16 protein-coding genes are annotated in these 18,933 nt (G+C 36.6%); 2 read left to right on the top strand and 14 right to left on the bottom strand.

Features of this window, described 5'->3' with window-relative positions; all coding sequences use genetic code 11:
- Positions 1-13: 13 nt before the first annotated feature.
- The 4 genes from recJ to uvrC all read right to left on the bottom strand — a co-directional run bounded on the left by recJ (position 14) and on the right by uvrC (position 6,509).
- Positions 14-2,317, bottom strand: a complete 2,304-nt coding sequence (recJ, locus tag ACOMA7_RS00485; RefSeq protein ID WP_421391310.1) for a single-stranded-DNA-specific exonuclease RecJ — start codon at positions 2,315-2,317, stop codon at positions 14-16.
- Between the two features lie 18 nt (positions 2,318-2,335).
- On the bottom strand, positions 2,336-3,271 hold the full coding sequence (rnz, locus tag ACOMA7_RS00480; protein ID WP_421391308.1) for a ribonuclease Z: 936 nt from the start codon (positions 3,269-3,271) through the stop codon (positions 2,336-2,338).
- Positions 3,272-3,358: 87 nt separating this feature from the next.
- A complete protein-coding gene (gene obgE, locus ACOMA7_RS00475) occupies positions 3,359-4,651 on the bottom strand; it encodes a GTPase ObgE (protein ID WP_421391306.1) in 1,293 nt (430 codons plus the stop codon).
- Positions 4,652-4,721: 70 nt separating this feature from the next.
- Entirely contained in the window at positions 4,722-6,509 is a 1,788-nt protein-coding gene (uvrC, locus tag ACOMA7_RS00470; protein WP_054608241.1) for an excinuclease ABC subunit UvrC, read from the bottom strand.
- Between the two features lie 87 nt (positions 6,510-6,596).
- Between uvrC and ACOMA7_RS00465 the strand changes: the two genes are divergently transcribed.
- On the top strand, positions 6,597-6,737 hold the full coding sequence (locus tag ACOMA7_RS00465) for an SPJ_0845 family protein (protein WP_167540463.1): 141 nt from the start codon (positions 6,597-6,599) through the stop codon (positions 6,735-6,737).
- Positions 6,738-6,777: 40 nt separating this feature from the next.
- Here ACOMA7_RS00465 and ACOMA7_RS00460 read toward each other — a convergent pair whose 3' ends face one another.
- The 8 genes from ACOMA7_RS00460 to rpsO form a co-directional block, all read right to left on the bottom strand.
- Positions 6,778-7,050: a nucleoside triphosphate pyrophosphohydrolase family protein gene (locus tag ACOMA7_RS00460; RefSeq protein ID WP_034531728.1), complete on the bottom strand. Its 273-nt coding sequence runs from the start codon at positions 7,048-7,050 to the stop codon at positions 6,778-6,780.
- Positions 7,051-7,641, bottom strand: a complete 591-nt coding sequence (gene yihA, locus ACOMA7_RS00455; protein ID WP_034531730.1) for a ribosome biogenesis GTP-binding protein YihA/YsxC — start codon at positions 7,639-7,641, stop codon at positions 7,051-7,053.
- Between the two features lie 144 nt (positions 7,642-7,785).
- Positions 7,786-9,021, bottom strand: a complete 1,236-nt coding sequence (gene clpX / locus ACOMA7_RS00450) for an ATP-dependent Clp protease ATP-binding subunit ClpX (protein WP_421391303.1) — start codon at positions 9,019-9,021, stop codon at positions 7,786-7,788.
- A 140-nt stretch (positions 9,022-9,161) separates the two neighbouring features.
- Positions 9,162-10,466, bottom strand: coding sequence for a trigger factor (gene tig, locus ACOMA7_RS00445; RefSeq protein WP_421391301.1), 1,305 nt, complete (start codon positions 10,464-10,466; stop codon positions 9,162-9,164).
- 168 nt (positions 10,467-10,634) lie between these two features.
- The gene (tuf, locus tag ACOMA7_RS00440) at positions 10,635-11,822 is read right to left on the bottom strand and encodes an elongation factor Tu (protein WP_053791852.1); all 1,188 of its coding nucleotides are present in this window, start codon (positions 11,820-11,822) and stop codon (positions 10,635-10,637) included.
- A gap of 188 nt (positions 11,823-12,010) precedes the next feature.
- Complete coding sequence (locus ACOMA7_RS00435; protein WP_421391298.1) at positions 12,011-12,925, bottom strand: hypothetical protein; 915 nt, start codon at positions 12,923-12,925, stop codon at positions 12,011-12,013.
- A 28-nt stretch (positions 12,926-12,953) separates the two neighbouring features.
- Positions 12,954-14,645 carry a ribonuclease J gene (locus tag ACOMA7_RS00430; RefSeq protein WP_054608243.1) on the bottom strand — a complete coding sequence of 564 codons (1,692 nt, stop codon included), beginning with the start codon at positions 14,643-14,645 and terminating at the stop codon, positions 12,954-12,956.
- A 181-nt stretch (positions 14,646-14,826) separates the two neighbouring features.
- Positions 14,827-15,096 carry a 30S ribosomal protein S15 gene (gene rpsO / locus ACOMA7_RS00425; RefSeq protein ID WP_034531743.1) on the bottom strand — a complete coding sequence of 90 codons (270 nt, stop codon included), beginning with the start codon at positions 15,094-15,096 and terminating at the stop codon, positions 14,827-14,829.
- Positions 15,097-15,371: 275 nt separating this feature from the next.
- Here rpsO and rpsT point away from each other — a divergent pair, with 275 nt between their 5' ends.
- On the top strand, positions 15,372-15,620 hold the full coding sequence (gene rpsT, locus ACOMA7_RS00420; protein WP_034531745.1) for a 30S ribosomal protein S20: 249 nt from the start codon (positions 15,372-15,374) through the stop codon (positions 15,618-15,620).
- A 72-nt stretch (positions 15,621-15,692) separates the two neighbouring features.
- Here the strand turns inward: rpsT and holA are convergent, their stop codons facing one another.
- Both holA and ACOMA7_RS00410 read right to left on the bottom strand, forming a co-directional pair.
- Complete coding sequence (gene holA, locus ACOMA7_RS00415) at positions 15,693-16,721, bottom strand: DNA polymerase III subunit delta (RefSeq protein ID WP_057198098.1); 1,029 nt, start codon at positions 16,719-16,721, stop codon at positions 15,693-15,695.
- Positions 16,722-16,723: 2 nt separating this feature from the next.
- Positions 16,724-18,769, bottom strand: coding sequence for a DNA internalization-related competence protein ComEC/Rec2 (locus ACOMA7_RS00410; RefSeq protein ID WP_421391294.1), 2,046 nt, complete (start codon positions 18,767-18,769; stop codon positions 16,724-16,726).
- Positions 18,770-18,933: the final 164 nt, after the last annotated feature.

The raw sequence follows: 18,933 nt of genomic DNA, 5'->3' as shown, positions 1-18,933 counted from the left end.
TAACTTCCTTTCATTAACCCAAACAAATGCGAATAGCTTGTTTAAACTTCTCTTTACTAATTGTCAAAAGTTGTTTTTCAGCTTCGATTTGTTTCTCTCTATTCTGGTATGCGTGACTGTTTGATAAATCACTGTTAACCAGATCAGGATTATAATTCATAATTCCATCATTAATATAAACGAAATTTAATTCATTAAATACATCTACCATGAAGATAAATATATCACGGTCAATGCCTAAATAGCGACTAATTTCATCTACTTTATCATGTATCTGAATGTTGTTATGCGTCTTAATGAACTTAAATAGTTTAGCATATTGAGCACGGTTTGGCATCCCCTTTTTAAAAATATAATGATTTTTGAAAAGGTAAAATGTCACGCTATTAAAACTAATTTCACTTAAAGCATCTTGCAAATGTGAAATATCACTAGGACAATCAACAATTATTATATTATCAAATTTATCAAATGAAGACAAATCAGGATATAGGCCAACAGTGGAGTCAGAGCCTACAAATGGACGCAACTTATTGTATAGTTTTTCGTTAAAGAACAAGTATGCAGCAGCTGGTTCAAACATTTCTTTTGCAACAACTTGTGTTCTTTTATCAACAATTTCAACACCACTGCTGTACATATCATCCAACATGATTTGAATAGTTATGCGTCCCTTCCAAGTATTCTTTTCCAAGTGACCAGCAACCTTCATTGCATCACTATTGGCCAATAGGTCATCAGCAAGTGCACCATTCTTAAATGCTAGTACATTGACCTTACTACCATGATCAACCATTTGGAATTTTAGGTGACTATTATCTTTACCCATTGTTTGCACGTTAGTAACGTTTTGTGGTGTAAATTCGAAGACTGGGAATTCATTATCAGTACCAAATGGTGCCAATAATTGAACTTGGTTAAACAAGTCTTCATTTACATCACTGCAACTTAAATCAGCAAAAATGTTTAACGGTGCTTTGACTTGGTCTGATAATTCATGTTCTTTAGCGTATTTATTTAAATGCTCAGTTAAGGCTGTGACGTCATCTTCTTTGATGCTTAGTCCAACAGCCATTTCGTGGCCACCAAATGAAACCATTTGATCTCTCATGCCATTAATTGCATCGAATAAATTAAATCCTTCGACACTTCTACCTGACCCCTTTAGGATTCTGGTATTAGTATCCAAGTTCATGACGATACTTGGTTTATGGAATTGTTCTACCAAACGACTGGCAACAATTCCAACAACGCCTTCGTGCCAGTTTTGACCGTATACGACCAGCACTGCACTTTCTGGTTGAGTTTGCGCTTGAATGATTGCTTCGGTACTGATGTCTTCGACAAACTTACGACGCTTTTTATTTTGGTCTTCAGTGTCCTTAGCTAATTCTTCGGCCTTGATATCATCGAAGGTTGTTAATAGTTCAACTCCGGAACTGGCACTACCCATTCGACCCAATGCGTTCAAACGTGGTGCTAATCCAAAACCAATGCTTTGTTCGTTAACAACTTCTTTAATCCCGGCTAGCTTAGCTAAGCTGTATAAACCTGGTCGTTCAGTGTTAGCAATCATTTGTAGACCGTACTTTACAATCACCCTGTTTTCATCAGTTAAGGAAACCAAATCGGCAACGGTTCCAATTGCGGCTAAATCCAAGAATTCTTCTGGTAGTTCACCCAATAGCGCAGTTGCTACTTTAAAAGCGATTCCTACACCTGAGAATTCACCAAATGGGTATTCGTGGCCAGGATATCTAGCATGCACAATCGCATAAGCATCAGGTAATTCATCTGGCATTTGATGGTGATCGGTAATGATGACATCACATCCCATTTCGTTTGCGACATCGACAGATTCTTTACCTGAAACACCATTATCAACTGTCACCATTAACTTGGTCCCGTCATTAATTAAACGCTTGTATACTTCAGGATTTGGACCATAACCGTCAGTGAAACGATTAGGAACAAAGTATTCAACGTTGGCACCCAAATTTTCTAGCGTTTCATACATCACCGATGTACTGGTGATTCCATCAGCATCGTAATCACCATAAACGGTGATTTTTTCATCGTTTTCGATGGCACTAAAAATTCGTTTGCATGCCTTTTCCATATCGTGCAACAAAAAAGGATCTCTTAGATCACTCAACTGAGGGTTTAAGAAACCATTTATCTTGTCTTCACTGTCGTATCCCTTCTCAATCAATGATTCGACAATTCTAGGGCTAATCGATAATGATTTCCCAATTGTCGTAGCATCGTTTGAGAGTTTCGTATTCGTATGTTTCCAATCAAAATTAGCGGAGATCATCTAATCAATCCTTTTGTTTTAATTATTTTTTTCAAACGGTATATCGACTATATCAAAGTCCTTAACAACCTTGGTGTTATTAAAGACAGTCTTGGCTTGATTTTGTAATTCGTAAGCCATCTTGCCAGTGTATCTTGCTGAAACGTGAGTAAGTAATAAGCGGCCAACCTTAGCCTTAGTTGCTAACTTAGCAGCTTGCATGTTGGTTGAATGGTAGTAGTTGTGGGCTAATCTGCTTTCGCCTTTACCAAAGGTACTTTCATGAACCAATACGTCGGCATTTTGTGCCAAGTTGTAGCTGGTTGGGTTGCTTCTAGTATCACCAATGATAGTAACTGTTCTACCCTTTTGAGATGGTCCAATGAAGTCTTGGCCATTAATTTCTCTACCGTCATCTAAAGTAACGGTTTCACCATTCTTAATCTTTCCGTAGACCGGACCAGATGGAATGTTTGCTTCCTTTAGCTTATCGACAAGTAGTTCACCTTGGTGGTCCTTTTCTTCGATTCTAAAACCATAACAAGTAATTTGGTGATCTAATTCACCCATGGTTACCTTAAATTTATCATCTTCGAAGACAACACCCGGTTGTGATAATTCTTCAAAATTAATCTTGTAAGCAAGTTTAGTTTGAGATACTGATAAACTCACACGAACAAAGTCGGCAATTCCCTTTGGTCCATAAATTGTTAATGGAGTGTCGCCACCTTGGAATGAACGTGAACTTAATAAACCTGGTAAGCCAAAAATATGGTCACCATGTAAGTGGGTAATGAAAATTTTATTGATTTTACGAGGCTTTAAGTTAGATCTCAAGATTTGTTGTTGAGTACCTTCACCACAATCAAACAACCATACTGAGTTGCATTCATCCAATAGTTTTAATGCTGTTGCAGCCACATTTCTAAATTTACCTGGAACCCCTGATCCAGTTCCTAAAAATTCTAATTGCATAAATTCATTTTTCCTTTTCTATTCGTAATATTCGATATATAAATTGTAGCACATAAAAAAAGATGGGATTAGTCCCATCTACTTTTATTAGTCCACAAATGAGAATGTGAAGTCTAGAATTGAAACCATGTCGCCGTCTTTTGCGCCATGTTCTCTTAGTGCGTCATCTACACCCATTCCCTTAAGCTGTCTTGCGAAACGTAGCATACTTTGGTCGTGAGTTGTATCTGTCATTTGGAATAGACGTTCAATCTTCTTACCGTATAGAACCCAGACACCGTCTTCATCACGTCTGATGTTGAATGGTGCTTCTTCATCATCAGCATTGTATTCAACTTCTTCATCAACGTCTTCAACATCAGTGATTGGGAACTTAGGAGTAGTTTCCAATAGGTCTGAAGTCTTAGAGATTAATTCTTTTAGACCTTCATGGGTGATTGAAGAAATAGCCAACACTTCGTGAGCTAATTCGTCATCTTTGATTTGTTCTTTAAATGTTTCTAGATTTTCAGCAGCATCAGGCATATCCATCTTGGTTGCTACCACGATTTGTGGTCGTTTTAGCAGATTTTCATCGTACTTAGCTAATTCGTCGTTAATCTTCTTGTAGTCAACATAAGGATTTCTTCCTTCTTGACCACTCATATCAACTAAGTGCAAGATGACACGTGTTCTTTCAACGTGACGTAGGAATTGGAAACCTAAACCAATTCCAGATGATGCTCCTTCAATTAATCCAGGTAAATCTGCAATTACGAAGTCTCTACCGTCATCTAGTCTAACCATCCCTAGGTTAGGTACCAATGTTGTAAAGTGGTATTCAGCAACCTTAGGTTTTGAACTAGTGATTGTAGATAGTAGTGTTGATTTACCAACTGATGGGAATCCAACTAATCCAACATCAGCTAATACTTTAAGTTCTAAACGAATGTTTAATTCTTCACCAGGTTCACCGTTTTCGGCAATTTCTGGCGCTGAGTTCTTGGCAGATGCGAAGTGGGTGTTTCCACGTCCACCACGTCCACCTTTCAATGCAACATATTCATCATCCGGATTTACCAAGTCAAATAACAATTGGTTGGTATCATCGTTATATACTGATGTTCCTTCTGGAAGATAAATATATAAATCATCGGCACTCTTACCGGTCATTCGTTTATTTCCACCGTCTGCCCCGTTTTTAGCGGCAAACTTACGCTTATATCTGAAGTCCATCAAGGTGTTCATCCCTGTGTCCACAGCAAAAATAACGCTTCCTCCGCGGCCACCATCACCACCGGCAGGTCCACCGTTTGGAACGTATTTTTCTCTTCTAAAGGCAACGATTCCGTTACCACCTTTTCCTGACTTTACATTAATTTTTACTTGATCAACAAACATGTTATCTCCGCTCTACTTTTTATTTTATACATAGTATAACTTTATTTTTAAAGACCGTAAACAGTCCACATCATTTTTCAATATTATTTAATGAGTATTTGATATTCTTTGCTGTTTTGGTATTAATCCCTAACGCCTCAATTTCATTAATTGGTGCGTTGGCGATTTTCTTCATTGTCTTAAACTTGTTCAATAACTTACTTCTAGTCTTTGGTCCAACTCCCTCGATTGTATCAAGTTCTGAGCTAAGTGAATGCTTAGTGTGAACTTGGCGATGGAAGTTAATCGCAAATCTATGAACTTCGTCTTGAATTCTTTGAACAAGATAGAATGCCTGACTCTTTGGATTCAACGAAATATGTTCATCCAATTGTCCAAACAATAAGTCAGCAGTCTTATGCTTATCGTTTTTAACCATTCCGGCAACCGGAATTTCCAAGCCTAACTCATTTTCCAAGACATCTTTAACGGCATTCAATTGGATTTCTCCACCATCCATTAGAATTAGGTCCGGTAAATCAGCATGTTCCTTCAAAAGTCTTGTATATCTTCTTCTAATAACTTCTCTGGTACTTGCTGCTTCATCAGCATGATCTTCGTTTTGGAGTTTGTATTTACGATAAGCGTTCTTATTTGGTTTCCCATCCACAAACTGAATCATGGCTGAAACAATGTCAGCCCCTTGAATATGTGAGTGGTCAAAGGCTTCAATCGTTTTGGCTGAAGCAATGTTCAAGGCCACCGCTAATTCATCAGCAGCTCCCTTAGTCTTGATGTTATCTAGTTCCATCAAACGGAACTTTTCATCCAAGACTAGCTTGGCATTCTTTTGTGCCATATCGATTAAGTCCTTCTTTTGTCCCCTTTGTGGAACCCTCACCGGTGTCCCAATTGCTTCTGAAATCAAATCAGCATCCAATGTTTCTGGAATTAAAACTTCCTTTGGTGTTTGATGATTTTCTTCAGAATAGAACTGACCGATAAAGTCTTCCATTGTTTCAACTGGGTCATCCACAATTGGGAAACTACGCTTAACTCGTTTCAACAAACGAGCTTGTCTGATAAAGAAGATTTGAATTGAAATCCATCCATGGTTCACGTAGTAATTGAAAATGTCGCGAGGTGTGGTGTCATTTGAAATAATCTTTTGCTTTTCCACAGTGATTTCGATGTACTTCAATTGGTCCCTAATTTCAGCAGCGCGTTCATATTGTAATGAGTCCGCCGCAATCTTCATCTTTTCGGTCAACATCTTCTTGGCAATTCCCACATCACCATTTAAAAACGACTTAATGTGGCGAATTTGGTTTTGGTATTCAGACTTAGGAACCTTTTTAAAACATGCTCCCAAACATTGTCCCATGTGATAGTAAAGACAAGGTCTGTGTTGATAACCATTACATCTTCTCAATGGATAAACCTTTTGTAAGAAGTGCAATGTTTCATCAGCAGCATATACATTTGGATATGGTCCAAAGTAGTATCCACCGTCTTTTTTAATGGTGTTAACAATCTTTAGTTGTGGATCACGTTCGTTTGTAATCTTGATGTATGGGTATCCACCATTACCTTGTTTTAACTGAATATTATAGTAAGGTCGATGCTTTTGAATCAATGTGATTTCTAGTAGGAATGCTTCTTTGTCATTAGTCGTAATAATGGTTTCAAAGTCCCTAATTTGTGAAACCAACTTGGCTGTCTTTCCCTCATGGCTACTCTTAAAGTATGATCTAACACGATTTTTTAGATTCTTTGCTTTACCAACGTAAATGATTTTACCTAGTTTATTCTTCATCAAATAACATCCAGGTAAATCTGGTAATAATCTAAGTTTATGCTCAATGTGTGAAGTTGCCATTTTATCACCTCGTTTGAAAAAACACTTCAATATGACAAATTCGATTTAATTTGCTATCATATACCATAAATAAGGAGATGCATAATTATGGGTTTAAATATTCAACGTAACAACGACTTAAATGCTATGTTCGATAAGTTTGCCAAACTGGACACTAAGAACGAAGATCGCGATAAATTTTTAAAACGTAAAGATAAAAAATCAACCGATAAAAAGAAAGAAAAATAATATAATTTAGGCATCACAATTAAATTGTGATGCCTATTTTTTATTGTTTATTTAGGCGGTTAATATTGAATTCAGCAATTTCTTCAAAATCAATATTGTTCCATTCTGCAACTTGAGATAGGTACCAAAGTACGTCACCCATTTCCTTAACAAGCTTTTCACGATCTAGTGAATCGCCATGGAAAGTGTACTTCTTAACTAGGTCAACAACTTGACCGGTTTCACTAGCTAAACCTAGTGCACAGTTAGTTAAGACTTGTTCATTTCCGTGTAATGTTTTGTTTGCAGCTTTTTGGTAATCGTTAAATTCCACTTATTTTACCCCCGTTTTACTTTCGATCCATTTCCAAACTTCTTCTTTTCCGTACTTACTTAAAGCAGAGAATAATTGTATTTCATCACCGTCGTTTAAGTCAACAGTCTTGTTTAAAATACTTACTTCTTTATTCCACTTGCTCTTAGGAGTCTTATCCATCTTAGTAGCCAAGACTAAAGTTGGAATGTCATAGTATTTTAGAAACTCGTACATTTGCAAGTCATCTTGACTTGGTGCACGTCTACCGTCAATTAATAAAACAACCCCTTTTAGTTGTCTTCTAGTGGTTAGATATGTTTCAATCATTTCTCCCCATTTAGCACGTTGTGCCTTTGAAATTTTCGCATAACCATAACCAGGAATATCAACAAAGAAGAGTTTTTCATCTAAGTTGTAGAAGTTCAATGTTTGAGTCTTTCCTGGTTTGTTAGAGGTTCTAGCATAACCGTTACGGTTAATTAACACATTGGTTAAAGAAGATTTTCCCACATTGGAGCGACCAACCAATGCAATTTCTGGATATCCATTACTTGGGTATTGTTTTGGTTCCACCGCACTGATATCGATATTGACGTTGTGTACATCCATCTTAATTCACTCGTTTCTGTAATTTTATATATTAATTTTACCATAAAAAAGGCACCTTCATAAATGCATTTACCACAAAAATACCTTTTAATTATTTCAAAAAAACAAAAGGCCCTACAGTGTTAAACACTGTAAGGCTTTTTATTATTGAGCTTCTTTTACAATCTTTGGTTCTGATTTTTTCAAAACAGAGTCAGCGGTAACGATAACTTTCTTAACGTCCTTATCGCTTGGTACTTCATACATGATGTCTCTCATGGTATCTTCCATGATTGATCTCAATCCACGAGCACCGGTCTTTCTTTCGATGGCTGTATGAGCCATTTCCTTTAGCGCATCGTCTTCAAATTCTAGTTCGACACCATCGATTGACATTAGTTTAACGTATTGTTTAACCAATGCGTTCTTAGGTTCAGTTAAAATTCTAACCAAGTCTTCTTCGCTTAACTTGTTTAAGGCAGTAAGAATTGGTAAACGACCAATAAATTCAGGGATTAGACCGAATTGTAGCAAGTCACTTGGGATAACGTGTTGCATGATGTTATCATCGTTAACTTTAGCTGCTTCACTGGGATCAGTACCGAATCCAATGGTCTTGTCTCCTAAACGGTGTTTTACGATGTCTTGAATACCGTCAAAGGCACCACCAACAATGAATAAAATGTTCTTAGTATCAATTTGAATCATTTCTTGTTGTGGATGCTTTCTACCACCATTAGGTGGAACACTAGCAACAGTACCTTCTAAGATTTTCAATAGCGCTTGTTGAACACCTTCACCGGAAACATCACGTGTGATTGAAACATTTTCAGATTTCTTAGCAATCTTATCAATTTCATCAACGTAGATGATTCCCTTTTCAGCTCTTTCAACATCAAAGTCAGCATTTTGAAGTAGCTTTAATAAGATGTTTTCAACGTCTTCCCCCACATAACCAGCTTCGGTAAGGGTTGTAGCATCTGCGATTGCAAATGGGACGTTTAAAATACGAGCTAGTGATTGAGCAAGGTATGTTTTACCTGAACCAGTAGGTCCAATGATTGAAATATTACTCTTTTGTAGTTCAGTATCGTCTTCATCATCTAAGTTATTAACACGCTTGTAATGGTTGTATACAGCAACCGCTAAGGTCTTCTTAGCTTCATCTTGACCAATTACGTAATCGTTTAACTTATCAACGATTTCCTTTGGACTTAATGATTTGATTGTTGTATCTGCATTTTCTTGTGCTAATTCTTCGTCGACGATATCTTTACATAAATCGATACATTCATTACAAATGTATACGCCAGGTCCCGCGACGATTTTCTTTACTTGATCTTGTGATTTACCACAAAAAGAACAAGTAATGGGGCCTTTTCCTTCATTATCTTCAAACAAAAACTTCACCCCTATATAATTCCGATATTATTTTAAATAATACCACATTATTAATGTTGATAACATCATAATGCTTTAGTTTAAAAAAGGTCCAATTAACGAATTGTTAACTGGACCTTTAATATTAACAAAAGTCGAAATTATTTGTTAATTTTTGACTTTGGTTCTTGTTTTGCGTTGTCAGTGATTAACTTAACAGCGTTTTGGATTGAAATATCATGTTTCAACATGTCTTCAGTTAAAGCACCACGTACGGCTTCTTCTTTCATACCGTATTGAGCAGCTAAGTCCTTAACTTGTTGATCGATTTCTTCTTGTGAAGGAACGATGTTAGCATCCTTAACAATTGCTTCTAATACAAGGTTAGTCTTAACACGTTCGTCAGCACCTTGAGCAAATTGTTTCTTCAAGTCTTCTGGCTTAGTACCAGTTAGTTGGAAGTACATTTCAGCATTGATACCTTGTTGTTGCATGCTTGCAAGGTATTGATCCATTTGACGTTGAACGTCTTCGTCGATCATTGCTTGAGGAATTTCTTTAACAGTAGCGTTTGCTACAGCACCCTTAATAGCTTCGTCTTCAACTTGAGTTTCACCTTCGGCCTTCTTTTGTTCCTTTAGTTGGTCCTTAATCTTAGCCTTTAGTTCTTCTAGACTGTCAACATCTTCGTCAACGTCCTTAGCAAATTCGTCATCTAGTTCAGGCATTTGCTTTTCTTTAACTTCGTGAATCTTAGTCTTGAAAGTAGCTTCTTTTGATGCTAATTCTTTAGCTTGGTAATCTTCTGGGAAAGTTACCTTAACATCAACATCTTCACCAGCTTTGTGGCCAACTAGTTGGTCTTCAAATCCTGGGATAAATGATTTTGAACCTAATTCTAGTGAGTAGTTAGTTGCTTGGCCACCATCAAATTGTTTGCCGTCAACGTAACCATCAAAATCGATAACAACAGTGTCACCGTTTTCAGCAGCCTTGTCTTCTTTTAGAACAAGTTCTGCTTGGTTCTTACGCATGTCTTCAATCTTAGCGTCTACATCTTTTTGGTAAACACGAGTGTTTGGTTTTTCAACAACGATTCCTTTGTAATCACCTAGTTCTACATCTGGCTTAACAGTAACGTTAGCTTTTAGAACCCATGGTTGATCCTTTTCTAGACTATCAATGTTAACTTCTGGTTGAGCAACTGGTTCAATGCCAGTTTCCTTGATAGCTTCACTGTATGCTTCTGGTAAAAGAATGTTTAAAGCGTCTTGGTATAGAGCTTCTTCACCGTACATTTCGTTAAATACTTGGCGTGAAACTTTTCCCTTACGGAAACCAGGAACAGTGATGTTTTTCTTGTTCTTGTTGAAGGCTTGATCTAAACCTTCTTTTACTTTGTCAACACTAATTTCGAATGTTAGTTCACCGTCATTAGTGCCTTTTTTTTCCCATTTAGCTGACATTATTTTCCCTCCGACATGAAAATATAATTTTTACAATTTTCTTCTAATTGCGCACCTCTATATTTTAACGTAACACAAGTAAAAAGTAAATAATTATAGGTCTTTCGCTTATTTTTATGTACAAAAAAAAGATCCAGATAAAAATCTGAATCTCTTTTTTAGAATTGATTATTCTTCGATGTCTGAAACAACACCGGCACCAACAGTGTGACCACCTTCACGAACAGTGAACTTAGTTCCCTTTTCGATGGCAACTGGCTTAGTTAGCTTAACGTTGAATTCAACGTTATCACCAGGCATAACCATTTCAACACCGTCTTCTAGTTCGATAACACCAGTAACGTCAGTGGTGTGGAAGTAGAATTGTGGACGGTAGTTTGAGAAGAATGGAGTATGACGTCCACCTTCTTCTTTACTCAAAGCATATACTTGAGCCTTGAATTCAGTATGAGTCTTGATTGAACCAGGAGCAGCGATAACTTGACCACGTACAACTTGTTCACGGTTTACACCACGAAGTAACATACCAACGTTATCTCCGGCTTCACCTTCGTCAAGAGTCTTACGGAACATTTCTAGACCAGTAACAGTAGTCTTTAAGATGTCTTCAACAAGACCGATGATTTCAACTTCGTCACCAATCTTAACAACACCACGGTCGATACGTCCTGAAGCAACAGTACCACGACCAGTGATAGTAAATACATCTTCAACAGGCATTAGTAATGGTTTTGAAGCATCACGTTCTGGAGTTGGGATGTATTCGTCAACAACATCCATTAAGTGTAGGATTACGTCTTTTTGTTCTTGGTCGTCTTGTAGAGCCTTTAGAGCTGAACCACGAACAACTGGAATATCATCACCAGGGTAATCGTATTCTGAAAGTAATTCACGTACTTCCATTTCAACTAAGTCAACTAATTCATCATCGTCAACTAAGTCAGTCTTGTTTAAGAATACAACGATGTATTCAACACCAACTTGGCGAGCTAGAAGAATGTGTTCACGAGTTTGTGGCATAGGACCATCAGTTGCGGCAACAACTAGGATGGCACCATCCATTTGAGCGGCACCAGTGATCATGTTCTTAACGTAGTCAGCATGTCCTGGGGCATCAATATGAGCGTAGTGACGCTTTTCAGTTGAGTATTCAACGTGAGCAGTGTTGATTGTGATACCACGTTCACGTTCTTCTGGAGCAGCATCGATTTGAGCGTAATCAGAAGCGTCTGCTAGACCCTTTTCTGAAAGCACTTTAGTGATAGCTGCAGTTAAAGTAGTCTTACCATGATCAATATGGCCAATAGTACCAATATTTACATGGGGTTTTGTTCTTTCATAATGTTCTTTTGCCATTTATGAAAACCTCCTATAAATTTCGAAAGATTTGAGTTAGCAAATGCAAACTCATCTTTATGATTTATTATACTACATCTTCTCAAAAAGACAAAATCACATATCAGTCTCAAGAAGAATTCCTTTAATATTATAGCTACTGTATTTTTATTTGTAAACACAAAAAAAGCATATTTAACAATTTTATTCTATTTAATTGAATTAAATTGTAGCTTTATAATTTCGATTAATTTTACATAATCATCATTATCATCTACAGTGTACTCTTTTGCGCTTAGATATGCCTGTATTGACAGGTCATACCACCTGTTTGCATCCAGAATTATTTCATCATTGAATGGGTACATCAAAATTGATTGATGTTGGAAGTAACTACTCAATAACATGAACTTTTCTGGATCCATCATATACTCGTCAGTTAAGCGATTAAAGATAAGTTGATATGAGTTCATATCTTGAAGTGATTTAATTTCACCCATCTTAACTTTCTTTGTCTTTCCATCAATCCACATCATGTCGACGACCTCATTTGAACCAACTTTTCTTAACGTGTCGATTACCTCTGCCTTAATCACAAATTGGACAAATGGGTCCATCAAAACAAAGCGACTGTATTTTAAAAATTCATCGTATGGTAAATGTTGTCCATTTAAGAACGATTCCTTTTGCCAATACATCGTTTGCTTACTACTTATATGGTAGAACTTTTGTGCAAGTTGATGAATTTCTTCACTTGAATTACTTCTAAAAGAAGCTTCGCTTTCTTCAATTAGCTTTAAGCCATCATTGTAATAGCTATCGTTGACTTTAAATGTTTCAACAATTTCTCTAGATTTAATGTATTCATTGTTTTTCAATAACACATTAATCATCAATAAAAAGTCCTGCTCATTTGTGGTAAACGCATTTGGATTTTCCATGACTTCTTTTCTTGCTTCAACATATTGCTTTAAGCTAAAAAGAGATTGAACTAATAATACTTCAATCTCATCGCTTGGCTGATCTTCTAAGTAATTTTTGGCTTTGTTGATAGCTAATTGATATTGTTTGTCATCAATGTTTGATGCAATATCCTTAGCTATTTGTGAACTATGTTCATCCATTAAAATCACTCCGAATAATTAACCTTATTTATTTTTGTGGACGCTTCTTTTTATGATGTTGGTTTACTTCCATAATAACTGGAAGAATTACCGGACGACGTTTTGTCTTATCAAATAAGAAGTGACTGATTTTTTCTCTTACTGATTGCTTCAAGTGACTCCAATCAAATTCCTTGTTATCAAGGTTTAATTGAATGGTCTTAGAAACAATTTCAGCTGCTTCATTCATTAGGTCCTTGTTTGACTTAACGTAAATGAATCCTCTTGAAGTTATCTTAGGACGAGAAATGATAATCTTTTTCTTTCTATCGATTGTAACAACAACGATGAAGATACCATCTTCTGATAATACCTTACGGTCACGTAAAACGATGTTACCAATATCTCCGACACCGATACCATCAATCATAGTGTTACCTGCTTCAACGGCATTACCATGGTGGAATTTAGCACCATCATATTCGATAGTTTCACCCTTGCTTAGGATTAGAATCTTATCTTCGTCGACACCCATGTTAGTAGCAGCACGTTTGCTTTCGTTCATCATCATATATTCACCACTAACTGGAATGAAGTACTGTGGTTTCAACAAACTAATTAACATTTGGATATCTTCAGCACTTGCGTGATCAGAAACATTTAGGTCGTTTGAAATAACCTTAACTGTACCGTCAGCTTGGTATACCATGTCATCAGTCTTAGCCATACTGTTATCCATTGCTGGAGATGGTGACGTAACGATTAGTACAACGTCACCGGGTTCGATGTTGATATCCTTTTGTTGTTGAGCAGCCATTCTTTGAACTAGCTTGATTGGTTCACTAACTGGATTAGTTTCCAATACAACAATTTCGTCGCTTTCAAGCTTCTTTAGTTCTTCAATGTCTTCAATTAATAAGTCTTCTGCTACATTAATGTATCCAGAATCAATTGCTAACTTAACTTTGGCATCTAGGTGCTTACCAACAAATACTTTTCTTTCAGACTTTGCAGCTGCGTCAAATACTTGTTGAATTCTTAATAGGTTAGCAGAGTTAGCTGCAACAATCACACGACTCTTACTATCTTCAAAGGTATCAAAGATGTATTGGCTAGCTTGAATTTCGTTTGCCATTGGGAATGGATTGTCTGCATTTTGTGAGTCTGCTAGTAAAGCGATAACCTTCTTGTTACCAACCTTGGCGATTGAACTGTAATCAGTTGCAAAGCCGTTACGTAATGCTGGATCAAACTTAAAGTCACCAGTGTATACGATTTGGCCTTCTTCAACAGCCAATGAAATTCCCATTGAGTCAGGAACTGAGTGACTAGTCTTAAAGAAAGTAACTGTGACGTCATCAAAAAGAATTTCACTCTTTTCGTTGATTACGTTGAAGTTGTTAAACTTCTTTGATCTTTCATTATTCTTAACTTCGTACTTAGCCATTTCAATGGTTAGTTTTGATCCGAATACCGGGACATCGAATTCACTGACGAAATATGGTAGTGCGCCAATTGAATCCATGTCACTATTAGATAGGAAAACTCCGATAATCTTTTCCTTGTTTTCACGTAAGTATGTGAAATCAGGAATAACTACATCAATTCCTAACATGTCATTTTCAGGATATTTTAGACCACAATCTAAAACATAAATCCCATTGTTAATCTCAACGGCATATAGGTTCTTGCCACTCTCCCTTACTCCTCCTAAGGGAATAATTTTTACACTATTTTTCATGATTCACCTCATATAATTTTATGTATATTTTTTATTATGAAATAAAATAATTATTTTCAATACGATCTCATTTAACTATCTATAGTGTATCATACTTTTAAATTGAATAATAACTGATAAGTGCATATATGTATGTATAAAAAAATGGAACCACTCATAGAGCAGTTCCATTTTAAAAATATTAACGACGTAGACCTAAACTCTTGATTAAATCACGGTAACGTTGAACATCTGTGTTACGTAAGTATCTTAGTAAGTTACGACGGTGACCGATTTTCTTCAACAAACCACGTTGTGAATGGAAATCCTTCTTGTGTTCTTTCATGTGACCATTAATTTCGTTAATGTCAGCAGTTAGTACAGCAATTTGTACTTCAGCAGAACCAGTGTCACCATCATGTCTAGCATACTTCTTGATGATGTCGTTCTTTTCAGCTTGTGTTAGAGCCATTGTGTTTCCCACCTTTCAAAAGTAAATATACCAGATACTGAGTAAAGCGCCAGATGAGAGCAGCGACAAAACTAAGTATCGGTACTGTAGTTTTAAACTACGTTAATCATACTACTATGATTACCTGAAAATAGCAAGGTAATATCCTTATTAATGTGATCGGAGAAATCCGAATTATATAATTCTATTGCTTTTTTAAGTTGTCTTTTGTATAATAAAAGTCGTTGAAATTTAAGGATTTTAAATAAAATTCGACTTTTTTGGAGGTGAATTTCATGCCTGTTATTAAATCTGCTATCGAACGTGTAAAAACTAATGAAAAAGCAAACAAACGTAACGCATCTCAACTAAGCAAGATGAGAACTGCTGTTAAGAAGTTTGAAAAAGCTGATGCTAACGCTGACAACCGTGAAGAACTATTCAACAACGCTGTTAGTGCATTAGACCATGCTAAGTCAAAGGGCTTAATCAAAGCTAACACTGCTGCACGTAACAAATCACGTCTAGCTAAGTTAAACAAGTAAAAAGAACTCAGTTTTAACTGAGCTTTTTTTATTCCTAAAAAAGGACATCTCGTTTGAGATGTCCTTTTTTGTTTATCCAATTTGATTATCGACAAATTTTAAAGTGAACATTTGAAATAGTAGTTCTGGTGATTCAGGTGTTGATTTGAGTTTTTCTTCAACATCAACTAATCCTAAATAAGCATCCCTCAAACTACTAAATTGATACTTACGCACATTTTGCATTGCCAGTTTTACTCTAAATGGATGCACCTTTAGCTTTTCTGCAATGTTTCCCTGACTGTATCCCTTACGACTTAACACATTCACCTGTAGTAATAGTCGAAACTGTGATAACAAGACTGCATTAATTTGTAATGGTTCTTGATCCTCTACGATTAGGTTACGGTATAAATCGATGGCGTTTTTGGAATCCTTTTTCATTACGTAGTCAATTAAGTCAAAAACGTTTTGGTCCAATGACTTGGCAACCAAACTATCGATACTGTTTTTAGTAATGACCTTATCCTTTTGACAGTATAGGAATAACTTAGGAAGTTCGTTCATTGCGGATGATAAATCGTTAGATACTCTTCCTAGTAATTCTTGAAGGGCATCCCCTTCTACCGTGTAACCATTACTCTTAATGTTGTTAGCAACGTATGATTGGATGGCACGATCATCTAGTTTAGTTAAATCGATTACCTCTGCGTTGTTTTTTAATTGCTTAGTAACCTTTTTTCTAGAATCTAGCTTGCCGTATGGTGCCATGATGACCATGACCGTACTATCAACTGGGTGGTTAACGTATTCAATAAAGCTATCGATGTCATGATCTAAGGTCGACTTGCTACGTTCACCGGTTAAAAAGTACGGATTGTTTACAACAACCAATCTCTTTTCACCAAAGAATGGCAAACTTTCAGCATCACCCACGGCAGTGGCAATGTTTTGACTTTCCATGTCATAGCTAGCGAAGTTCATGGTTCTTTCTTCTTCCGGAATTAATTCCACGAAGTGTTTTTTAATTTCATTAATTAAATAGTCTTCTTTACCTAACACTAGATATATTGGGTTAATATTGTTGTTTTTAATTTGTGTTAATAGTTCGTTTACTTTCATTACTATTCCCCTTGCAATTTAAATATCCAGTGATTTCCTAATAATCCATATTTATATGATATCATACCCTGTTTTTGTGTGTTCACGTATGCTAAATTATTATCCTTTAATCTTTCAAGCGTTGCAACACTTGGATGGTGATATCGATTGTTCCTACCAGCGGAGATAATTGAAATTTTGGGATGAATGAATTTTAAAAACGCATCACTGCTGGAGGTATCACTACCATGATGACCCAATTTCAAATAATCCGCTTTTAGCATCGGATATTTTTGCATGATGTCAATCTCACCACTGGATGGTAGATCACCCATAAACAACCAGCTGCGATTTCCTTGGATTGTACCCAAGACGACCGAGTCCTCGTTTTTACCGAGGCCACTTACAAAGGGATGATAAATGTTAAACGGAAAATCAGGTAACTTTTGGTTTGCTTTAATTAACACTAATTTTGTTTTATTCAAATAGGGACGAATTTTCCTCATTATCGATGGATTGTTCTGCAAACCATCCCCGACAATAATCCGGTCGACCTTTAAATCCGCCAGGATTGCGGGAACATCTCCCGTGTGATCAGCATCCTGATGACTCAATACTAGATTATCAAGATGGCTGATACCGATACTTTTCAAATAATTAATCGACGTTTTTTCTGCTTGATAATTTACCTTATTGTTTTGCCTGCGACCAAATTGTAACTTACCACCTGTATCAATCATAGTGATTGAACGGTTAAACGGCTCACGAATTAGGATGCTGTCACCCTGGCCAACATCGAAAAAGGATACCTCACCCTGCAGTGGATAGTGGATATACATAAACGTGATTAGATACATACATAGTAGCATCGACACTCTTTTAAAACTGACCCTGTCGATTACCAACAGTGTCATTATTAGAAGAAGCGTTGCCACATACAGATTGGGTTTACCAAAATTAATCTGCCCTGGTAAAGCCCCCAGCCAATTGACTGCATTATCAAAGCTATTCAATATCAATGCCACCACTGAACTAAACCATCCAGCAATTGGGTACGTAACGACCGCGATTAATATCATTGGCATAATTAACGCCGAAAATATTGGTATCACCAGATAATTGGCTAGCATCGTCAGTGCGTGCCACTGAAATAGCTTGTAGATAATAAAGGGTAAACTGACTAAGTTCATCATCACCGTTTGCTTGAGCGGCTTCATTTTATTCGTATAAATCAAGCCGAATGCCAGAGCGTAACTTAGTTGTGAACCAAACTGTAACAACATCTCCGGCTCAATTATTAAATTGACCATCAAGGTAATCGAAAAGACATCCAAACCGGTCAATCGCTTCTTTATCATTAATGCAATAATGCCAATTTCAACCGTTAATATTGACCGCATCAATCCAATCGATGATCCAGCAATGACGAAGTACGTTGGCAGAAATATCAAGGTCACCCACCGAACCTTCTCCCTGGTCACACGGAATAGTCCCAGTATCATTTTCAAAAGGTTCACGATGTAAAAGACATGCAACCCGGAAATACTAAATAAGTGAATGAGCCCCAATGTCTTTACGCCTGATAGTTCATCGTTGAATGAATTGTCCATGACGCCTAGAAGCAGACTGCTGGCATAGAGGTTCAATGGATGCGGTAATTGGTTCGTGTATTTCAACATCTTCATCCGTAAATAATGAAGAATATCAATGATTGAAAACCGATGTTGTTCTTCTACACTATTTAACTGCTTAACGGTCAATCGACTGTAGATACCCATACTCTCGTAGTATTCTTTGGCACCAAACTGGTTAAAGTTTCTAGCCTCATCAAATGGCTGGACGACTCCAGACACATTCATGGCAATTGGCCTTAAATATTGCTTTACCCTCTTTGCGTCATTACCGTAGACCATTATCTGTTTACCGGTATCAGTAATAGTGCCGATACTATAAAACGAGTCGTCACTGTACTTAATATTATCTGGATAAATTAAAACGCTTTGCGTTACCGTTTGTTGTCCTTGAATTTGATTAGCTTGATTTTGTTTATATCTATACCAGCAAGCCAAACAAAAAATAACCACCATGACGGTGGTTATTTTTATTACTAACGCGTTTTTTAATCGAATGATCCGAATCATCCATAGACAAAAAAGCAGTAGACCGAGCTTTAAATCACCAAAGAAAATAATGCTTAATATTCCAATCGAAATCGATGGAAAAATATATAAAT

This window comes from Apilactobacillus intestinapis (assembly GCF_049166695.1).
GTDB classification, from domain to species: domain Bacteria; phylum Bacillota; class Bacilli; order Lactobacillales; family Lactobacillaceae; genus Apilactobacillus; species Apilactobacillus kunkeei_C.
Note: the sequence above shows the minus strand (reverse complement) of the source record. Positions and strands in the feature narration are given on the sequence as shown.